The sequence below is a fragment of the Streptomyces sp. NRRL F-5630 genome (assembly GCF_000719475.1).
Lineage (GTDB): Bacteria > Actinomycetota > Actinomycetes > Streptomycetales > Streptomycetaceae > Streptomyces.
In genome coordinates this window covers 50596-67038 of the sequence record NZ_JOGO01000005.1, presented here as the reverse complement: position 1 = coordinate 67038, position 16443 = coordinate 50596, and the positions used below count along the sequence as shown (strand labels likewise).

General features: G+C 73.9%; 15 protein-coding genes. 3 read left to right on the top strand and 12 right to left on the bottom strand.

Annotated elements, in window-relative coordinates; all coding sequences use genetic code 11:
* Positions 1-84: 84 nt before the first annotated feature.
* The 10 genes from IF99_RS0103935 to allB all read right to left on the bottom strand — a co-directional run bounded on the left by IF99_RS0103935 (position 85) and on the right by allB (position 11212).
* Positions 85-591 (bottom strand): hypothetical protein, encoded by a 507-nt coding sequence (locus IF99_RS0103935; protein ID WP_030994897.1) that lies wholly within the window; start codon positions 589-591, stop codon positions 85-87.
* 71 nt (positions 592-662) lie between these two features.
* Positions 663-1796 carry an ROK family glucokinase gene (locus tag IF99_RS0103930; protein WP_030994896.1) on the bottom strand — a complete coding sequence of 378 codons (1134 nt, stop codon included), beginning with the start codon at positions 1794-1796 and terminating at the stop codon, positions 663-665.
* 209 nt (positions 1797-2005) lie between these two features.
* A complete protein-coding gene (locus IF99_RS0103925; RefSeq protein ID WP_030994895.1) occupies positions 2006-2857 on the bottom strand; it encodes an ATP-binding cassette domain-containing protein in 852 nt (283 codons plus the stop codon).
* The gene (locus tag IF99_RS0103920; RefSeq protein ID WP_030994894.1) at positions 2854-3888 is read right to left on the bottom strand and encodes an ABC transporter permease; all 1035 of its coding nucleotides are present in this window, start codon (positions 3886-3888) and stop codon (positions 2854-2856) included. Before IF99_RS0103920 ends, IF99_RS0103925 begins: the two co-directional genes overlap by 4 nt.
* Positions 3885-4889 carry a sugar ABC transporter substrate-binding protein gene (locus tag IF99_RS0103915; RefSeq protein WP_030994893.1) on the bottom strand — a complete coding sequence of 335 codons (1005 nt, stop codon included), beginning with the start codon at positions 4887-4889 and terminating at the stop codon, positions 3885-3887. The genes IF99_RS0103920 and IF99_RS0103915 overlap by 4 nt, the downstream gene beginning before the upstream one ends.
* Before the next feature lie 441 nt (positions 4890-5330).
* Positions 5331-6011, bottom strand: coding sequence for a response regulator (locus IF99_RS0103910; protein WP_030994892.1), 681 nt, complete (start codon positions 6009-6011; stop codon positions 5331-5333).
* The gene (locus tag IF99_RS0103905; protein WP_030994891.1) at positions 6008-7351 is read right to left on the bottom strand and encodes a sensor histidine kinase; all 1344 of its coding nucleotides are present in this window, start codon (positions 7349-7351) and stop codon (positions 6008-6010) included. The genes IF99_RS0103910 and IF99_RS0103905 overlap by 4 nt, the downstream gene beginning before the upstream one ends.
* Before the next feature lie 717 nt (positions 7352-8068).
* Entirely contained in the window at positions 8069-8518 is a 450-nt protein-coding gene (locus tag IF99_RS0103900) for a ribonuclease domain-containing protein (protein WP_030994890.1), read from the bottom strand.
* A 182-nt stretch (positions 8519-8700) separates the two neighbouring features.
* Positions 8701-9819 (bottom strand): allantoicase, encoded by a 1119-nt coding sequence (gene alc, locus IF99_RS0103895; RefSeq protein WP_030994889.1) that lies wholly within the window; start codon positions 9817-9819, stop codon positions 8701-8703.
* Positions 9820-9859: 40 nt separating this feature from the next.
* A complete protein-coding gene (gene allB / locus IF99_RS0103890) occupies positions 9860-11212 on the bottom strand; it encodes an allantoinase AllB (RefSeq protein ID WP_030994888.1) in 1353 nt (450 codons plus the stop codon).
* Between the two features lie 232 nt (positions 11213-11444).
* Between allB and IF99_RS0103885 the strand changes: the two genes are divergently transcribed.
* Positions 11445-12248: an IclR family transcriptional regulator gene (locus IF99_RS0103885; protein ID WP_030994887.1), complete on the top strand. Its 804-nt coding sequence runs from the start codon at positions 11445-11447 to the stop codon at positions 12246-12248.
* 106 nt (positions 12249-12354) lie between these two features.
* On the opposite strand, the gene IF99_RS0103880 is transcribed toward IF99_RS0103885, so the two are convergent.
* The gene (locus tag IF99_RS0103880; RefSeq protein ID WP_030994886.1) at positions 12355-12708 is read right to left on the bottom strand and encodes a DUF5955 family protein; all 354 of its coding nucleotides are present in this window, start codon (positions 12706-12708) and stop codon (positions 12355-12357) included.
* A 216-nt stretch (positions 12709-12924) separates the two neighbouring features.
* Here IF99_RS0103880 and IF99_RS0103875 point away from each other — a divergent pair, with 216 nt between their 5' ends.
* Entirely contained in the window at positions 12925-13545 is a 621-nt protein-coding gene (locus IF99_RS0103875; protein WP_030994885.1) for a nucleotidyltransferase family protein, read from the top strand.
* Between the two features lie 227 nt (positions 13546-13772).
* Positions 13773-15401, top strand: coding sequence for a malate synthase A (aceB, locus tag IF99_RS0103870; protein ID WP_030994884.1), 1629 nt, complete (start codon positions 13773-13775; stop codon positions 15399-15401).
* A gap of 30 nt (positions 15402-15431) precedes the next feature.
* Here the strand turns inward: aceB and IF99_RS0103865 are convergent, their stop codons facing one another.
* Positions 15432-16319 (bottom strand): HipA family kinase, encoded by an 888-nt coding sequence (locus IF99_RS0103865; RefSeq protein WP_030994883.1) that lies wholly within the window; start codon positions 16317-16319, stop codon positions 15432-15434.
* Between the last annotated feature and the right edge of the window lie 124 nt (positions 16320-16443).

Here is a 16443-nt window from a genome sequence, read left to right as displayed (position 1 = left end):
GCGTGTGCGGCCCCGTCTGCGAGGCCGTGTCCGACTGTACGGGGCGGGACCGACAATCCGGGCCGTGCGCGGGATCGACGCCGGTCAGGGCGTGGTCGCGGAGACGACGTAGACGATGGGGTGCCGGGGGTCGGTGCGGTCGACCGTGACGTCCTGGCTCGGGCGGGGGTCGTCCTGCTTGTGGCGCAGGCCCGTCCAGTGCACGGCGGGGTCGAAGCTCCAGCGGGTGATGTCGCGGTCGCGCTTCTTGATCGTGACCCCGTCGTTGAGGTCGGCGCGGGTCTTGCCGAGCGAGTGGAGGAACTTCGTCAGTCCCTTGTCGGTCGTGCGGAACTGGGTGTAGAGGCGGCTGGCCTTCCAGTTGTTCGTCTCGTAGTACGCGACGAAGGAGGACTTCGGCGGGATGTCCACCTCGTAGATGCGCCGCTGCACCTTCGAGGGCCAGCCCGCGCTCAGGCCCGTCGCCGAGTACCTGTTCTCTTTGTCGCGCCCCGACTCGCGGCTCTGGGAGGCGGAGACGAGGAGGTATCCGGCGGGCACGCCGATGAGCAGCACGATGATCAGGAGCGTCAGCGAGCGGCGGCGGATCATGTGGCCGCGGGATTCCGCGCGGGGGGCCCGGAGTGGCCCCGGCTGCTGGGGGAGGCTGGCCCGGCCGAGGCTCACGCGCCGTCCTCCCCGCCCGGGACGCCCGAGGTCTGGGCGTACCGCTCGTACCGCTCGACGCGGCGGCGGTTGGCGCGGCGGAAGCGGCGGGCGACGAGCCTGGCCAGGTCGGCGGCGCCGACCATCCCGGCCTCGGGCCCGAGCTGGGCCTTGGCGATGCGGGCCTGGGGGCGGTAGCCGCGCCCGGTGAGGTGGCGGCGGAAGGCGTCCGTCGCCGGGTCGATGAGGAGATCGTCCGCGGCGCTGACGCCGCCGCCGATGACGAAGCAGGAGGGGTCGAGCGCGGCGGCGAGGTTCGCGATGCCGACGCCGAGCCACTGGCCGATGTCCTGGAGCAGTTCGACGCACATGGCGTCGCCCGAGCGGGCCAGCTCGGTGATGAGCGGCCCGGTGATGTCGTTGATGTTGCCGCCGACGCGGTCGATGATGCCGTGCGCGACCGGCGAGTCGGCGGCGGCCAGCTCGCGCGCCTCGCGCACGAGCGCGTTGCCCGAGCTGTACTGCTCCCAGCAGCCCCGGTTCCCGCAGGGGCAGCGGTGGCCGCCGGGCACGACCTGCATGTGCCCGAACTCGCCCGCGACGCCGAACTGGCCGCGCTTGACCCTGCCGTCCTCCAGGATCGCGCCGCCGATGCCGGTGCCGAGTGTGATCATCACGAGGTGGTCCTCGCCGCGCCCCGCGCCGAAGCGCCACTCCGCCCACGCGGCGGCGTTCGCGTCGTTGTCGACCATGACGGGCACCGCGAGGCGGCCCGAGAGGCGGTCGCGCAGCGGTTCGTCGCGCCAGGCGAGGTGCGGGGCGAACAGGACCCGGTTGCGCTCCGCGTCGACCCAGCCCGCCGCGCCGATGCCGACCGCGTGCACGTCGTGCCGGTCGGAGAGGTCGAGGACCAGCTCGACGATCGTGTCCTCGACGACCTTCGGGCTCTTCGACTTGTCGGGGGTCTCGGCGCGGAGCGTCTCCAGGATGTGGCCGTCCGCGTCCACGACGCCGGCCATGACCTTGGTGCCGCCGATGTCGATGCCGACCGTGGGGACCCGCGGAGCGCTGAGGTGGGAACGCCGTTCACGGGTGCCCACGGTGCGCGTACGCAGGACGGTGGCGCGGGCGGCGCCGCGGTACGTGCTCATCGGGTCCCTGCTCGGTCGGGGGCGCGGCACTCGGCCGGGGTGGGCGGGGTGCCCACCGGGGCCGATTGTGCCATTGCCGGGGGTCGGGGTGGGGTCCCGGCATGGGGACGGCCGGTGCCGGGCCCCCGCTGTGCCCGTCCTCCGCCGGCCTTCGGGCGGGGCATCCCCGTCCGGTGGGAGGCGCGGGCACGGCGGAGGGGGAGGAACGCTCAGTCCGCGTCCTTGGCCGGGTGCCCGCCCAGGTGGTCGGGAACCGGGGCGCGCTGGAGTTCGTGGCTCAGTTCGTCCAGTTCGGAGCCGCCCGCCATCTGCCGGGTCAGTTCGTCCAGGCTGATCCCCGACTTGGGGTGGCTGCCGGCCATCGTGCCGCGCTTGAGGAGCACGAAGTGGTCGCCGACGAGGTAGGCGTGGTGCGGGTTGTGCGTGATGAGGACCACGCCGAGCCCGGCGTCGCGCGCGGCGGCGACGTACTTGAGGACGACGCCCGACTGCTTGACGCCGAGCGCGGCCGTCGGCTCGTCGAGGACGAGGACCTTGGCACCGAGGTAGACGGCGCGCGCGATCGCGACGCACTGCCGCTCACCGCCGGAGAGCGTCCCGATCGGCTGGTCCACGTCGCGCAGGTCGATGCCCATCCGGGCCAGTTCGGAGCGGGTCGTCTCGCGCATGAAGTTCACGTCCATGCGCGTGAAGGGCCAGGGGCCCTTGACCGGCTCGGAGCCGAGGAAGAAGTTCCGCCACACGGGCATGAGCGGGACGACGGAGAGGTCCTGGTAGACAGTCGCGATACCGAGATCGAGCGCCTCGCGGGGCGAGGACAGCCTCGTCTCCTCGCCGTCGAAGCGGAAGGCACCGGCGTCGTGCTGGTGCAGACCGGCGATGATCTTGATGAGGGTGGACTTGCCCGCGCCGTTGTCGCCGAGCACGCAGGTGATCTCACCGGGGTGGACGCTGAGCGAGACGCCTTCGAGGGCGCGGACGTTCCCGTAGTACTTGCTGACGTCGTCGAGCTCGACGAGCGGGACGCGCTCCCCGGAGCCGGCCGCTGTGGGGGTGGTCATGAGGTGGCCTCCGCACGCTTGCGCACCCACGCGTTGAGGAGCGTGGCGAGGAGGAGCATCGCTCCGAGGAAGAACTTGAACCAGTCCGCGTTCCACTCGGCGTAGACGATGCCCTTGCTCGTCATGCCGAAGATGAGCGCGCCGACGGCGGCGCCGATCGCCGAGCCGTAGCCGCCGGTGATGAGGCAGCCGCCGATGACGGCCGCGACGATGTAGATGAACTCGTTGCCGACGCCTTCTCCGGACTGCACCTGGTCGAAGGAGAAGAGCAGGTGCTGCCCGGAGATCCAGGCGCCGAAGGCGACGCCGAGGTAGAGCCCGATGCGGGTCTTCGTGACGGGGACGCCGACCGCGCGGGCCGCGTTGTCGTCGCCGCCGACGGCGAAGATCCAGTTGCCCGCGCGGGTGCGCAGCAGGATCCACGTGCCGAGGGCGATGAGCGCGAACCACCACAGGATCGTGACCTTGAAGTCGACGCCTCCGAGGGTGAGCGTGGACGCGAAGAGCGCGTGCGCGGAGGAGAAGCCCTCCATGTCGGAGATGCTCTTCGTCGAGACGCCGCCGCTGATGGCCTTCGTGAGGCCCAGGTTGAGACCCGTGAGCATGAGGAAGGTGCCGAGCGTGATGATGAAGCTCGGCAGTTTCGTGCGCTGGCGCAGGTAGCCGTTGAAGAAGCCGATCGCGAGGGTGACGACGAGCGAGACGCCGACGCCGACCCACGTGTTCGCGGTCATCTGGAAGCTGAACATCGTGGAGACGAGCGCGGAGGTCGTCACCATGACACCGGCGGAGAGGTCGAAGTCGCCGCCGATCATCAGGAGTGCGACGGGGACCGCCATGATGCCGATCGTGGAGGCCGCGTAGAGCATCGTGGCGAGGCTCGCGGGCTTCAGGAAGCTGTCGGCGACGAGGGCGAAGAAGACGAAGACGGCGATCGCGCCGACGATCGAGCCGAGTTCCGGGCGGCGCAGGAGCTTGCGCCAGGCCGGGGTGCGCAGGAGCCGTTCGTCACCGCCTGCCGCGGCGCTCATCGGGTCTCCCGCTTCGTGTACTCGGCGAGGGCGTCGGCGTCGGCGCGCGTGACGATCTGCGGACCCGTGAGGACGGGCTGCCCGCCGCCGAGCATGTCGGCGTTGTAGCGGTAGAGCCACAGCAGGTCGACGGCCTCGTAGCCCTGGAGGTAGGGCTGCTGGTCGACGGCGAAGCCGAGGGTCTTGTCCTTGAGCCCGTCGACCACCTCGGAGTTGAGGTCGAAGGTGTCGACCTCGGCCTTGCTGCCCGCCTCGTTCTTCGCCTTGACGGCGGCGTCGGCGAAGGGTGCGCCGAGGGTGACGACGGTGTCGATCTTCTTGTCCGTCTGGAGCTTGGCCTGGAGGGCGGACTGCACGTCGGGCATGTTGGTGCCGGTGACGTAGATGTTCTCCATGGTGCCGTCGAAGGTCTTCTTCGCCCCGGCGCAGCGGTCCTCGTGACCGACGTTGCCCTGCTCGTGCAGGACGCACAGGGCCTTCTTCCTGCCGCGCTTGTTGAGTTCCTCGCCGACGGCCTCGCCCGCGACGCTCTCGTCCTGTCCGATGTGGGCGAGCGCGCCGAACTTCTTGGAGGCGTCGGCGCCCGAGTTCACGGTGACGACGGGGATGCCGGCCTTCTTGGCGCGGGCGAGCGCGGACTTCATCGCGCCGGGCTTGGCGAGCGTGACGATGATGCCGTCGACCTTCTTGTCGATGGCGGCGTCGACGTACTGCGCCTGGGTCTGCCCCTGGTCGCTGTGCGAGTAGAGGAACTTGATGTTGTCCTTGACGGCGGCCTGCTTGGCGCCGTTCTGCACGATGTCCCAGAAGGAGTCGCCGTCGCCGGAGTGGGTGACCATGGCGATCGTCCAGCGCGGGGTGTTCACCGCGGCCTTGCCACCGGCCGCCGCGGCCTTGCGGGCGTCCTCGGCGCGCTTGCCGCCGGTGCTGCTGCACCCCGCGAGGGAGAGGCCGAGCGCCGCGGCCACCGCGACACTCACCCAGGTACGAAAGCGTGCCACCAGGACCAGCCCTTCTCGTCTTGCCGTACGTGCGTCGAATCCGCCGCGCCCGGTGGGCGCACGGTCCACGGGGCGGTGGGCCCCGGCCGGAGGCTGGGGGAGGTCGCCCGTGAGGGGCGCCGTCAGCCGCCCCGACCGACCAAGTATCGTGCACCGGTCCCTCGCCGCACGGCGGTGGGTGGGGTGGGCGGGCGGCTCGCAGAGTTGTAACGGAGAGTGGCGGTGCGCGTCAATGGCCCGTGCGGGCTTCGCGGCGGGCGACGCGGGCGCGGGTGGTCAACTTCACCGGGAAGCAAGGCGGGTGTGGGGCCGGGCCCTCGTGCCGCGCGGCTACGACTTGCGGGCCGTCGGTAACACTACGTAGTCATCCCGTGACGGTGTGGATGCCTCATGTGGGGGTGGCGGCCGGGCGTCCGTGACCAACGCCGCACGCGGCGGGGGTCAGGTCTGCTCGTCCCACGTGGTCGCGGCGGGGTCCGCGTCGTAGGTGAGGAGGGCGATCTGGACCCGGTTGTTGAGCTGGAGCTTCGCGAGGACGCGCGAGACGTGGGCCTTGACCGTGGGCACGCTCAGGTACAGCTCGGCGGCGATCTCCGCGTTGGAGGCGCCCCTGCCGACCGCGAGGGCGACCGCTCGTTCGCGCTCCGCGAGGCTCGCGAGGCGGGCGCGGGCCCGCTCGCGCCGCGCGGAGAGGGAGTCCCCGCCCGCGACCTGCGCGATGAGGCGGCGGGTGACGAGCGGCGACAGGACGGGACGGCCCTGGGCGACCTCCCGCACGGCGGCGGCGATCTCGGCGGGCGGGGTGTCCTTGAGGAGGAAGCCCGCCGCGCCCGCGCGCAGCGCGCGCAGCACCTGTTCGTCGGCGTGGAAGGTCGTGAGAGCGAGGACCTCGGGGGCCTCCGGCCGCTCCCTGAGGCGTGCGGTCGCCGCGAGCCCGTCCGTGCCGGGCATGCGCAGGTCCATGAGGACGACGGCCGGGCGCAGCTCCTCGGCGAGCCGTACCGCCTCCTCGCCGTCGGCGGCCTCGCCGACGATCTCCAGTTCGGGATCGCCGCCGAGCATGAGGCGGAGTCCGGCGCGTACGAGGGCGTCGTCGTCGGCGAGGAGCACGGTCACGGTCATGGGGGCCACGGTAGCCAGGCGGCGAGGCGGAAGCCGCCGTCGGCCGTGGACCCGTGCTCCAGGCGGCCCCCGGCGAGCACGGCGCGCTCGCGCAATCCGATGAGCCCCTGCCCCGAGCCTGGCACGGGCGCGGGGGCACCGGGCGGCGCGGTGTTGGCGACCTCGACGGTGAGCCCTTCCCCCGGGCGGCCGTGGACGCGGCAGGCGACCGGGGCGCCGGGGGCGTGCTTGCGCGCGTTGGTCATGCCCTCCTGGACGACGCGGTAGGCGGTGCGGCCGCTCGCGGCGGGCACGGCCTCGGGCGGCTGCCCGGCGAGGTCCACGCCGAGGTCCACGTCGGCGCCCGCCTCCCTGCTCTCCTCGGCGAGGCGGGCGAGCGCGGCGAGCGTGGGCTGGGGGCGTGCGGGGTCCTCGCCCTCGTCGCCCGCGCGGAGCACGCCGATGATCTGCCGCAGGTCCTGGAGCGCCTCGTGGGCGCTGTCGCGGATGACGCCCGCCGCACGCCTGACCTCGGGCCGCGGGGCGTCCGGGCGGAATTCGAGGGCGCCCGCGTGGACGCTGAGCAGGGAGAGGCGGTGGGCGAGCACGTCGTGCATCTCGCGGGCGATCTCCTCCCGGGCGAGGCGCTGCGCGTGCGCCGCCCGCAGTGTCGCCTCGGCCTCGGCGCGCGCCGGGCGGTCGCGCAGCGAGAGCACGAGCTGGCGGCGGGCGCGGACGAACATGCCCCAGCCGATCACGGTGCCGACCACGGCGACGACGAAGGCGCTGGCCTCGGCCACGGACATCTCGGGGTCCGGCCGTAGGAGGAAGTAGGGCGGGACGAGCAGCAGGGTGAGACCGCCGACCCAGGCCACGTACCGGAAGGGGCGGTGCACGGTCAGTGTGAAGAGGCTCACGAGGATCGCACCGCCGGAGGTCTCCGAGAAGAGCCCCACGACCATGAGGACGAGCGCGAGCCCGAGCGGCACGCGGCGCCGCACCCACAGGGCGCAGCAGGCGAGGAGACCGAGGACGACGTCGACGAAGACCTGTGCTCCGGAGGCGTGGCGGCTGAGGGCGTCGAGGCCGAGGACGCCGACGAGGAGCGCCGCGAGGAAGCAGAGACTGTCGACGATCCAGTCCCGCACGGTGCGCCGCGCGCGGCGCGGCGGCGCCAGGTCGGCGACGGCGGAGGGGAGCAGCCACGGGTACTCGGGCCGGACGGGGCCGCGGGGCCCGCCGTCCGCCGCGCTCGCGGGCAGCGCGGCGCGCAGGCGGGCGACGGCGGCCCCGGCCCGCGTCCGTGCACCGGTTCCACGGGCCGCCGCGGTCTCCTGCCCCGGCCTCGGCCCGGGTGCCACCTGTGTCGTCATAATCATCAAAGCTACGTGGCCGGGGCGGCGCGGCGGGCGGCCGGAACGAAGGATCATCCGAAAGTCCACGGGGCGGTACGAAAGTCAGCGGGCCGCGCGCCGAGCCCGGCGCCCGGGGAGCGGCGACGCGGCCGGCCCCCGGCAGGAAGCGCCGACGCCCGGCAGGGGCGCAGCACGTCACCGGTCCGCCCGGCGAGCGCTCGCCGCGCCACGGCGGCACGTGCTGCGGCATCGGTCCTGGACCAGGTCCCGCGTTCCGCCCCGCCGGGCGCACTGCGGCACCCCGATCGAGCCGACCCTCCGCGCGGTCCGTCGAAGGCCGCGTGGGGGCGCGGCACGGCGAACCGGGTCGCGTACGTCGCCGGTCAGCGACCGTGCCCGCTGCGAGTCGCGGCGCCGGAGGTGAGCGGGACGAGGAGCGGTTCGTCGCGTTCGCGCGGTTCCGCGCGCTGGTGGTGACCGGAGGGGGACGCCGCCGCCGGGGTCGGGCGAGCACCGGCGTCCCCACGTGTCCTCGCGGCTTCCCGCCACCGTCAGGCCGCCCCACCGCGCGCCGTCGAACCGTGGGGGGACGCGCGGTGGGGCGGGGGCGCCTGGGCCGGTGGGTGCGGCTACCGGCGGGGCGCCGGGGGGGAAAGAGTCAACTCGTGCGGGGAGCGGGGCGGTCGAGCCGGTCGACGCCGGTTCAGCGGGCGCGACGCCGGTTCAGCAGGTGAAGTCGATCAGGTCGAAGCTCGCGTAGTGGTCGGAGGTGTAGTAGTCCTCGTCGGTCTTCTCGCCGGTCACGATGCGGCGCGCGCCGCGGTCCGGGGAGCCGGGGGTCTTCACGGTGTACTCGTGGTAGTAGCCGGTGGACTGGTCGGGGAGGACGCCCTCGCGGTTCTGGAAGACGATGCCGTCCTGCGGGTAGGGGAACGGGCCGCCCTTGTCGATGAGTTCGAGCGTGTCGTGGGCCTGGCTCGGCAGGGCGGAGGAGCAGATGTCCCCGACCGCGGCCGCGCCGGCCGGGGTGAGGACGGTGGCGGAGACGGGGGACGGGGCCGGGGCCTGCGCCTGCGCGGTGGCGGCCGGGCCACCGATCAGGAGGGCGGCGCCGAGCGCGGTGAGGGCGGCGAGTCGGGCGGTGCGGGACAGGGTGTGGGGGTGTCGTCGCATGACGTCCACGATGACGCGCGTAGATGCCTGTGTCCATGTCAACCCGGGTGAAAGTTCCGTGCGTTGGTGAACGGCTGGTGCACGCGGTGTGTGCCGGTGCGGGCCGCGCGCCCCCGGGCGTACGCGGCCGACGGCCGGTACTCCCCCGGCGCGCCCCCGCACCGCGACACCTCGCCCCGCCCTCAGTCCTCCCCCAACTCCCGGACTCGGCGCTCCAGTTCGCTTCTCCCGCGTGCGCTCAGACTCCCGTGCAGCCGCAGCCGCGAGACGCCGCCGTCGGGGTGGATGTCGAGACGCGCGTGGGTCGCGGGGACGGGGTGGTCGAGGAGGAAGCGGTGCGGGGTGTCGGGCTGGAGGCGGGTGGGCGGCAGGAGGACGGTCCACGGCCCCTCGTCCTCGCGCACGGAGAGCGCCGCCCAGCCCGCCGCGTTGCCGAGGTAGCACGCGGTGTCGATCTCGACGGCGCGGATCTCGCCGTGCCCGGCGAGCGCGTACCGCACCCAGTCGTGGCCGTCGTCGCGCCGCCGCCGCGTCTCCCAGCCCTCGTGCATGGACCGCGAACGGCCGGGGCGCAGCGTGTTGGCGGGCGGCGAGAAGAAGCGGTCGGACGTGTCCTCGGCGCGCCCCCCGTACTCCTGCGCGGCGAGGTCGAAGGTGCCGAGCGCGGCGAGCCAGCGCGGGTCGGGCACGACGTCCCCGTACACGCGCAGCCGGGCGATCCCGCCGTCCGGGTACTGCCGCAGCCGTACGTGCGTGAAGCGGCGTGCGACCGTGACGGGGAAGCCGTTCGCGGCGTGCCCGCCGATCTCCGTACGGGGCAGCAGGGTCGTCCAGCGCACGCCGGGGGCGAGCAGGTCATCGGGGCTCGGGTGGCCCGGCAGCGCGGTTGCCTCGACGCTCACGGCGCGGGGGTGGTTGCCGCGGAAGTGCGCGGTGTCGACGAGGAGTCCGCGCACGACGCCGGGGGTCGCGAGGCGGATGAGCGCCCAGTCGTGGTCGTCGGCCTCCGGCCAGGGGTGCGCGGGGCCCGTGCCGCGACGGCGGCGGGTCTCCCAGCCGTCCATGATCTTGCCCTTGTGGCCGTACGCGGTGGGGTCGAAGCGGGGGCGGTCGGGGACGAGCAGGTTCTCGCGGTCGGCGAAGAACTCGTCGTTGGCGGCGACGACGCAGCCGCCGAGGCCGCGGTCCGCGAGGTCGGGGAGGTGGGTGAAGGGGTATGCGGTGGCGCGGTAGTCGGCGTAGGGGTCGCCGCCGGCGTAGGGCTGGGCGGGGCCGGTGAAGGAAGAGGGCGTCGCGGTCACGGTGGGCGTGGTTCCTTTCGTCGCTTCGGGCGCGCCCGGGTCACGTCTCCCGGCGCAGCAGCTTCCCGTACGGTGCGGTGAACTCCCCGGCCTCGTAGGCGCGTCGGCCGCGCAGCCAGGTGGAGCGGACGACGCCGCGCAGGGTGCGGCCCGCGTAGGCGGTGACGGCGTTGCGGTGGTGGAGGCGGGCGGGCTCCACGGTGAAGGCGGCCTCGGGGGCGAAGACGGTGAAGTCGGCGTCCCTGCCCGGGGCGAGAGCGCCCTTGGTGGTGAGTCCCGCGAGGGCCGCGGGCGCGGTGGACATGCGGCGGACGACGTCCGCGAGCCCCGTGCCGCGCGCCTCGGCGGCGGTCCAGACGGCGGGCAGGCCGAGCTGGAGCGAGGAGATGCCGCCCCAGGCGCCCGCGAAATCGGGGGTTTTGAGGTCGGAGGTCGACGGTGAGTGGTCGGAGACGACGCAGTCGAGCGTGCCGTCGGCGAGCGCCTGCCACAGCGCCTCCTGGTTGGCGGCCTCCCTGATGGGCGGGCAGCACTTGAACTCCGTGGCACCGTCCGGGACTTCCTCGGCGGTGAGGGCGAGGAAGTGCGGGCAGGTCTCGGCGGTGACGCGCGCCCCGGCCGCTTTCGCCTCGGCGATCAGCGGCAGCACATCGGCGCTGGAGACGTGCAGGACGTGGACGCGGGCGCCGGGGTGGCGCGCGGCCGCCTCCAACAGGAGGCGGACGGCCTCGCGTTCGGCGGCGTGGGGGCGCGAGGCGAGGAAGTCGCGGTAGCGGGGGCCGCCCCGCTGGGGTGCGGCGGCGAGGTGGTGGGGGTCCTCGGCGTGCACGAGGAGAAGGCCGTCGAACGCGGCGAGGGCGGCGAGGGCCGCGTCGAGCCCCTCCGCGTCCAGCGGCGGGAACTCGTCGACGCCGGAAGGGGAGAGGAAGCACTTGAAGCCGAGGACCCCGGCCTCGTGGAGGGGGCGGAGGTGGGCCGCGTTGCCGGGGATCGCTCCGCCCCAGAAGCCGACGTCGATGTGCGCGCGGGGGGCCGCGACCTCCTGCTTGCGGCGCAGGTGCTCGACGGTGGTGGTGGGCGGCAGGGAGTTGAGCGGCATGTCGACGAGGGTCGTGATGCCCCCCGCGGCGGCGGCGCGGGTCGCGGTCGTGAAGCCCTCCCAGTGGGCGCGCCCCGGGTCGTTGACGTGGACGTGGGTGTCGACGAGGCCGGGCAGGAGGGCGTCGTCGCCGAGGTCGAGAACACGACAGCCTTCGGGCGCCGCGCTCCCGTACGGGAGGACCGCGCTGATCACCGGGCCCGTGACGGCGATGGCGGCCGGACGCGGCGGGCCCTCGGGGAGCACGGCGCGGGTGGAGCGGAGGAGGAGGTCGGGCGGTGCGGCGGCGGTCAAGGCGGGGCCCCCTGGTCAACACCTGCGGAAGCGTTCAACGTTCTGTTGAACCTTTGCCGCGAGTCTCTGCCGCCCCAGGGACCCCGTCAAGGGCGCCGGGCGGCGGGACCCACCCTGCTCCTTTCCGGTAACCGGAAATATACTTTCATGTAACACCGTCCTCCGTGCGGCCGGAAAGATCCCGCCCGGTAGGCTGCTGCTTCGCCCGTCCGTCCCCTGAAAGGACCGTGCCGTGCCGACCCCGCGCACCAGCGATGCCGCCGCTCCCCCGAAGTCCGCGGCCGCCGGGGGCGTGCAGTCCCTGGAGCGCGCCTTCGACCTCCTTGAGCGGATGGCGGACGCGGGCGGCGAGGTCGGCCTGAGCGAACTCGCCGCGAGCAGCGGCCTCCCGCTCCCCACGATCCACCGCCTCATGCGCACGCTCGTCGCGACGGGCTACGTGCGCCAGCAGGAGAACCGCAGGTACGCGCTGGGCCCCCGCCTGATCCGGCTCGGCGAGTCCGCCTCGCGGCTGCTCGGCACGTGGGCGCGCCCGTATCTCGCGCGGCTCGTCGACGAGACGGGCGAGACGGCGAACATGGCGCTGCTCGACGGCGACGAGGTGGTGTACGTGGCGCAGGTGCCCTCGAAGCACTCGATGCGCATGTTCACCGAGGTCGGCCGCCGGGTCCTGCCGCACTCGACGGGCGTGGGCAAGGCCCTCCTCGCCGACAGCACCCCGGGCGAGGTGCGCGCGCTGCTCGCCCGTACGGGTATGCCCGCGGCGACCGACCGCACCCTGACGACGCCCGAGTCCTTCCTCGCGGCGCTCGACGAGGTACGGGCACGGGGCTTCGCGGTCGACGACAACGAGCAGGAGATCGGCGTGCGCTGCCTCGCGGTGCCGGTCCCCCACTCCCCCACGACGGCGGCGCTCTCGGTCTCGGGCCCGGCGGGCCGCCTCACCGACGAGGCGATGGAGCGCCACGTACCCGTGCTGCGGCAGGTCGCGGCCGAGCTGTCCGAGGCGCTCGCGCGCCGCGAGGAGCAGGCGTAGCGGAACCCTCCGGGGGCCACGGAGCCGAGCAGGCCGCCCGCGGGGGCCTGCGGACGGCACGTCACCCCCAGCCCCGGGCCCGCGCGCCTCCGCGCCTGACGCCCTCTCAGCGGCCGCCCGCGCCCCCGAACAGCTCGACCGCCGCGCGGAGCCGGGCGAGGGCGGGGGCCAGCGCGCTCACCGAGCCGGTCGTGGCGGCGAGGCGCAGGAGCGGGCCGCTGAGGGCGGCCGGGCTCGGGGCCGGGCCGGACAGGAGGACTGCGAGGGCGGCGAGTTCCCCCTCGGCGAGGCCCCTGTCGGTGAGGTCGGCGGGCAGCGCGGCCAGCGCACACCGCAGCACCGTCACAGCCGCGCGCAACTCCGCGATGCGCGGGTCATCCGGCTCCCCGGCGGGCCGCTGATCGCCCGCCGGCCGCCCCGTGTTGACGACGGGCACACCCGTCCGGTCAGTACCGGTCACAAGCGGCACTCCTCCCCCTTCGCACGCTCCCGTGCGCCTACCCCGATGTGTTCGCGGGCCACGGCTGGTCAGGCGCGCGGCGGAGCGAACCGGGCCCAGTATTCGCAACCGTGCGCCGACACGCCAGCCGGTATGCGCCCCGACCGCCCCCGCGGGCGCCCCACCCGTAGGGTCGCCGCACACGCGCCGGTCCGGACCGGCGGGAGGGAGGCAGGGGTGACGAGGGACACGGAGGGCGCCACGGCCGGGATCGTGCTCGCCGCCGGGGGCGGGCGGCGACTCGGAGGCAGACCCAAAGCCCTTCTGGAACACGAGGGTTCACCGCTCGTCGCGCACGCGGTCGCCCTCGCGCGGGCGGCCGGCTGCGCGCGCGTGCACGTCGTGACGGGCGCCGGGGCGGAGAGGGTGCGCGCGGCCGGCGAACGCGCCGGGACGGCGCCGGAGGCGTGGGTCCACAACCCGGCGTGGGAGGCGGGCATGGGTTCCTCGCTGCGGGCCGGGCTCGCCTCGCTCGCCGGGACGGGGGCCCGCGCGGCGGTCGTGCTGCTCGTGGACCAGCCGGGGATCACTCCGGGGGCGGTGGCGCGGGTCCTCGCCGCGTACGAGAGCCCCGCGACGCTCGCGGCGGCGGCGTACGGCGGCGAGCGCGGGCACCCGGTCCTGCTCGGCGCCGCGCACTGGCCCGGGGTCGCGGCGGGGGCCTCGGGCGACCAGGGGGCGCGGACCTACCTGCGGGAGCACGCGGGCGAGATCCGGCTCGTCGAGTGCGGCGATCTCTGCGACCCGTACGACATCGACACCCCCGAGGACCTGTGGCGCCTGCGCGGGACGCCCTGAGCCGCGCGCCAAGGAGGTGGCACCGAGGGACAGCGGCCCGCTCACCCTCAGCCATTGACTTCCGCGATGGGAAAACTACTATCCATTAGTGAACGGCGAGCCCTTCTCACGTCGTCCGCATACCCCTTTCTCCTCCCCACCCGCCCCCGACCCGCCATGGCACGCAGTGCCACACGGTGCGCCCTTCGCGGTGTGCCATCCCCGTCGAAGCCGAAGGAGTGCCCCTCATGTCCGCACCCGCTCCCGCCGTCGTCGCCGCAGGCGCCCCGCACGTGAGCCGGCAGGAGGAGATCCTCACTCCGGCCGCCCTCGCCTTCCTCGCCGAGCTGCACCGCGCCTTCGCGCCGCGCCGCGCCGAACTGCTCGCGCGCCGTGCCGAGCGCCGCGCGGAGATCGCCCGGACCGCCTCGCTCGACTTCCTGCCCGGGACGCGCGCGATCCGCGAGGACGACTCCTGGCGCGTCGCGCCCGCCCCCGAGGCGCTCCAGGACCGCCGCGTCGAGATCACGGGCCCGACCGACCGCAAGATGACGATCAACGCGCTCAACTCCGGTGCCAAGGTGTGGCTCGCCGACTTCGAGGACGCCTCCGCCCCCACCTGGGAGAACGTCATCGGCGGCCAGGCCAACCTGATCGACGCCTTCGAGCGGAGGATCGACTTCACCGACGCCCGCAGCGGCAAGAGCTACGCCCTGCGTCCCGACGAGGAGCTGGCCACCGTCGTCGTGCGCCCGCGCGGCTGGCACCTCGACGAGCGGCACCTGGAGGTCGACGGCGAGGCGGTCCCCGGCGGGCTCGTCGACTTCGGGCTCTTCTTCTTCCACAACGCCGAGCGGCTCGCCGCCCGCGGCCTCGGCCCGTTCTTCTACCTGCCGAAGACGGAGTCGCACCTCGAAGCCCGCTTGTGGAACGACGTGTTCACGCTCGCGCAGGAGAAGCTGGGCATCCCGCACGGCACGGTCCGCGCGACCGTCCTCATCGAGACGATCACCGCCGCGTACGAGATGGAGGAGATCCTGTACGAGCTGCGCGAACACGCGGCCGGGCTCAACGCGGGCCGCTGGGACTACCTCTTCTCCATCGTGAAGAACTTCCGTGACGCCGGTGCCAAGTTCGTCCTCCCGGACCGCAACGCCGTGACGATGACGGCCCCGTTCATGCGCGCGTACACCGAACTCCTCGTCCGCACCTGCCACAAGCGCGGCGCGCACGCGATCGGCGGCATGGCCGCGTTCATCCCCTCGCGCAAGGACCCCGAGGTCAACAAGACGGCCTTCGCCAAGGTCCGCGCCGACAAGGACCGCGAGGCGGCGGACGGCTTCGACGGCTCGTGGGTCGCGCATCCCGACCTCGTCCCCGTCGCCCTGGAGTCCTTCGACGCGGTGCTCGGCACGCGCGCGCACCAGAAGGAGCGGCTGCGCGAGGACGTCGACGTGGCCGCGAGCGACCTCATCGCGATCGACTCGCTCGACGCGCGGCCGACGTACGAGGGCGTGGTCAACGCCGTGCAGGTCGGCATCCGTTACATCGAGGCGTGGCTGCGCGGCTCGGGCGCGGTCGCGATCTTCAACCTGATGGAGGACGCGGCCACCGCCGAGATCTCCCGCTCGCAGCTGTGGCAGTGGATCAACGCGGGCGTCGAGGTCGAACTCGAGGGCGCGTCCGTCCTCGTCACGCGCGACCTGGTCCGCGAGGTCGCCGACGAGGACCTGGCCGCGCTGCGCGCCGAGCTCGGTGAGGAGACGTACGCGGCGGGCCGCTGGGACGAGGCGTACACGCTGCTCCTGGAGGTCGCGCTCGCCGAGACGTACGCGGACTTCCTGACGGTCCCGGCGTACGCGCGCCTGCGCGGCTGAGCCCCGGCACGGTCGCCCCTGAGCACGGTCTCAGCGGCGGCCGTGCAGGTCGGGTACGTGCTGGAGCCACGCCGGGCGGCCCGCGCGGCCGGCGTCGCGGCGGCGGCGGTCCGCCTCGGACAGCTCGGCCGCGCTCGGGAAGCCGGTCGGCAGCCAGCGCGCGGAGAGCGCGGCGCGCTCGGCGAGGTGCCGCACGTACGCGTCCCTGACCTCGCCGGGCGCCGCGAAGCCCTCCTCGCCTTCGAGCCAGGCGTCCGGTACGAGGCCGACGACCTCACGCAGCAACTCCTCGTCGACCCGGGGGGCCAGTTCGGCGTCGGCGGCGCGCATGTCGGGCGCGTAGCCGCCGAGGGCGTGCGCCCGGAAGTCGTACGCCTTGCCGCGCGCGTCCTCCGCCCCCGCCCAGCGGTGGTGGAAGACGAGCGCGGCACCGTGGTCGATGAGCCACAGGCGCGGGGGCGCGAGGCCGCGCGTGGGCCACACGAGCAGGTTGGTGCTGTGCACGGTGCGGTCGACGTTCGCGGTGAGCGCGTCGAGCCACACGATCCGCCCGGCCTCGACGGGATCGACGGGATCGACGGGAAACTCCCCCGCGGCGAAGTCGGCGGCCCCGGACAGGTAGTCCATCCCGAGGTTGATCCCGCCGCTCGCGTCGAGCAGCTCCCTCACCTCCTGCTGCGGCTCCCCCGCCCCGAGCGCGGGGTCGAAGTCCACCAGCACCAGCTCGGGCACCCGGAGCCCGAGGCGCCGCCCCAGCTCCCCCACGATCACCTCGGCGACGAGCGCCTTGCGCCCCTGCGCGGCGCCGGTGAACTTCACGACGTACGTCCCGAGGTCATCGGCCTCGACGACGGCGGGGACGGAGCCGCCGGAGCACAGAGGTTCGATATAGCGGCTCGCAGTGACCTCTCTCAGCACTTCCCAAGGCCCCTCGGCTTGTTTGCCTTACTTTCCACGACACGCTCCCACGAGATGCGATCCGAAGAAACCCCCCGATCAGCCCTGGGGAGAATCTGGGGAGTTTCGATCGGCATCCTCGTCC

What these genes read in the sequence shown, in the direction of transcription:
- IF99_RS0103935 (WP_030994897.1), bottom strand. Translation starts at nt 591, where the DNA reads ATGATCCGCCGCCGCTCGCTGACGCTCCTGATCATCGTGCTGCTCATC.
- IF99_RS0103930 (WP_030994896.1), bottom strand. Translation starts at nt 1,796, where the DNA reads ATGAGCACGTACCGCGGCGCCGCCCGCGCCACCGTCCTGCGTACGCGC.
- IF99_RS0103925 (WP_030994895.1), bottom strand. Translation starts at nt 2,857, where the DNA reads ATGACCACCCCCACAGCGGCCGGCTCCGGGGAGCGCGTCCCGCTCGTC.
- IF99_RS0103920 (WP_030994894.1), bottom strand. Translation starts at nt 3,888, where the DNA reads ATGAGCGCCGCGGCAGGCGGTGACGAACGGCTCCTGCGCACCCCGGCC.
- IF99_RS0103910 (WP_030994892.1), bottom strand. Translation starts at nt 6,011, where the DNA reads ATGACCGTGACCGTGCTCCTCGCCGACGACGACGCCCTCGTACGCGCC.
- IF99_RS0103900 (WP_030994890.1), bottom strand. Translation starts at nt 8,518, where the DNA reads ATGCGACGACACCCCCACACCCTGTCCCGCACCGCCCGACTCGCCGCC.
- aceB (WP_030994884.1), top strand. Translation starts at nt 13,773, where the DNA reads ATGTCCGCACCCGCTCCCGCCGTCGTCGCCGCAGGCGCCCCGCACGTG.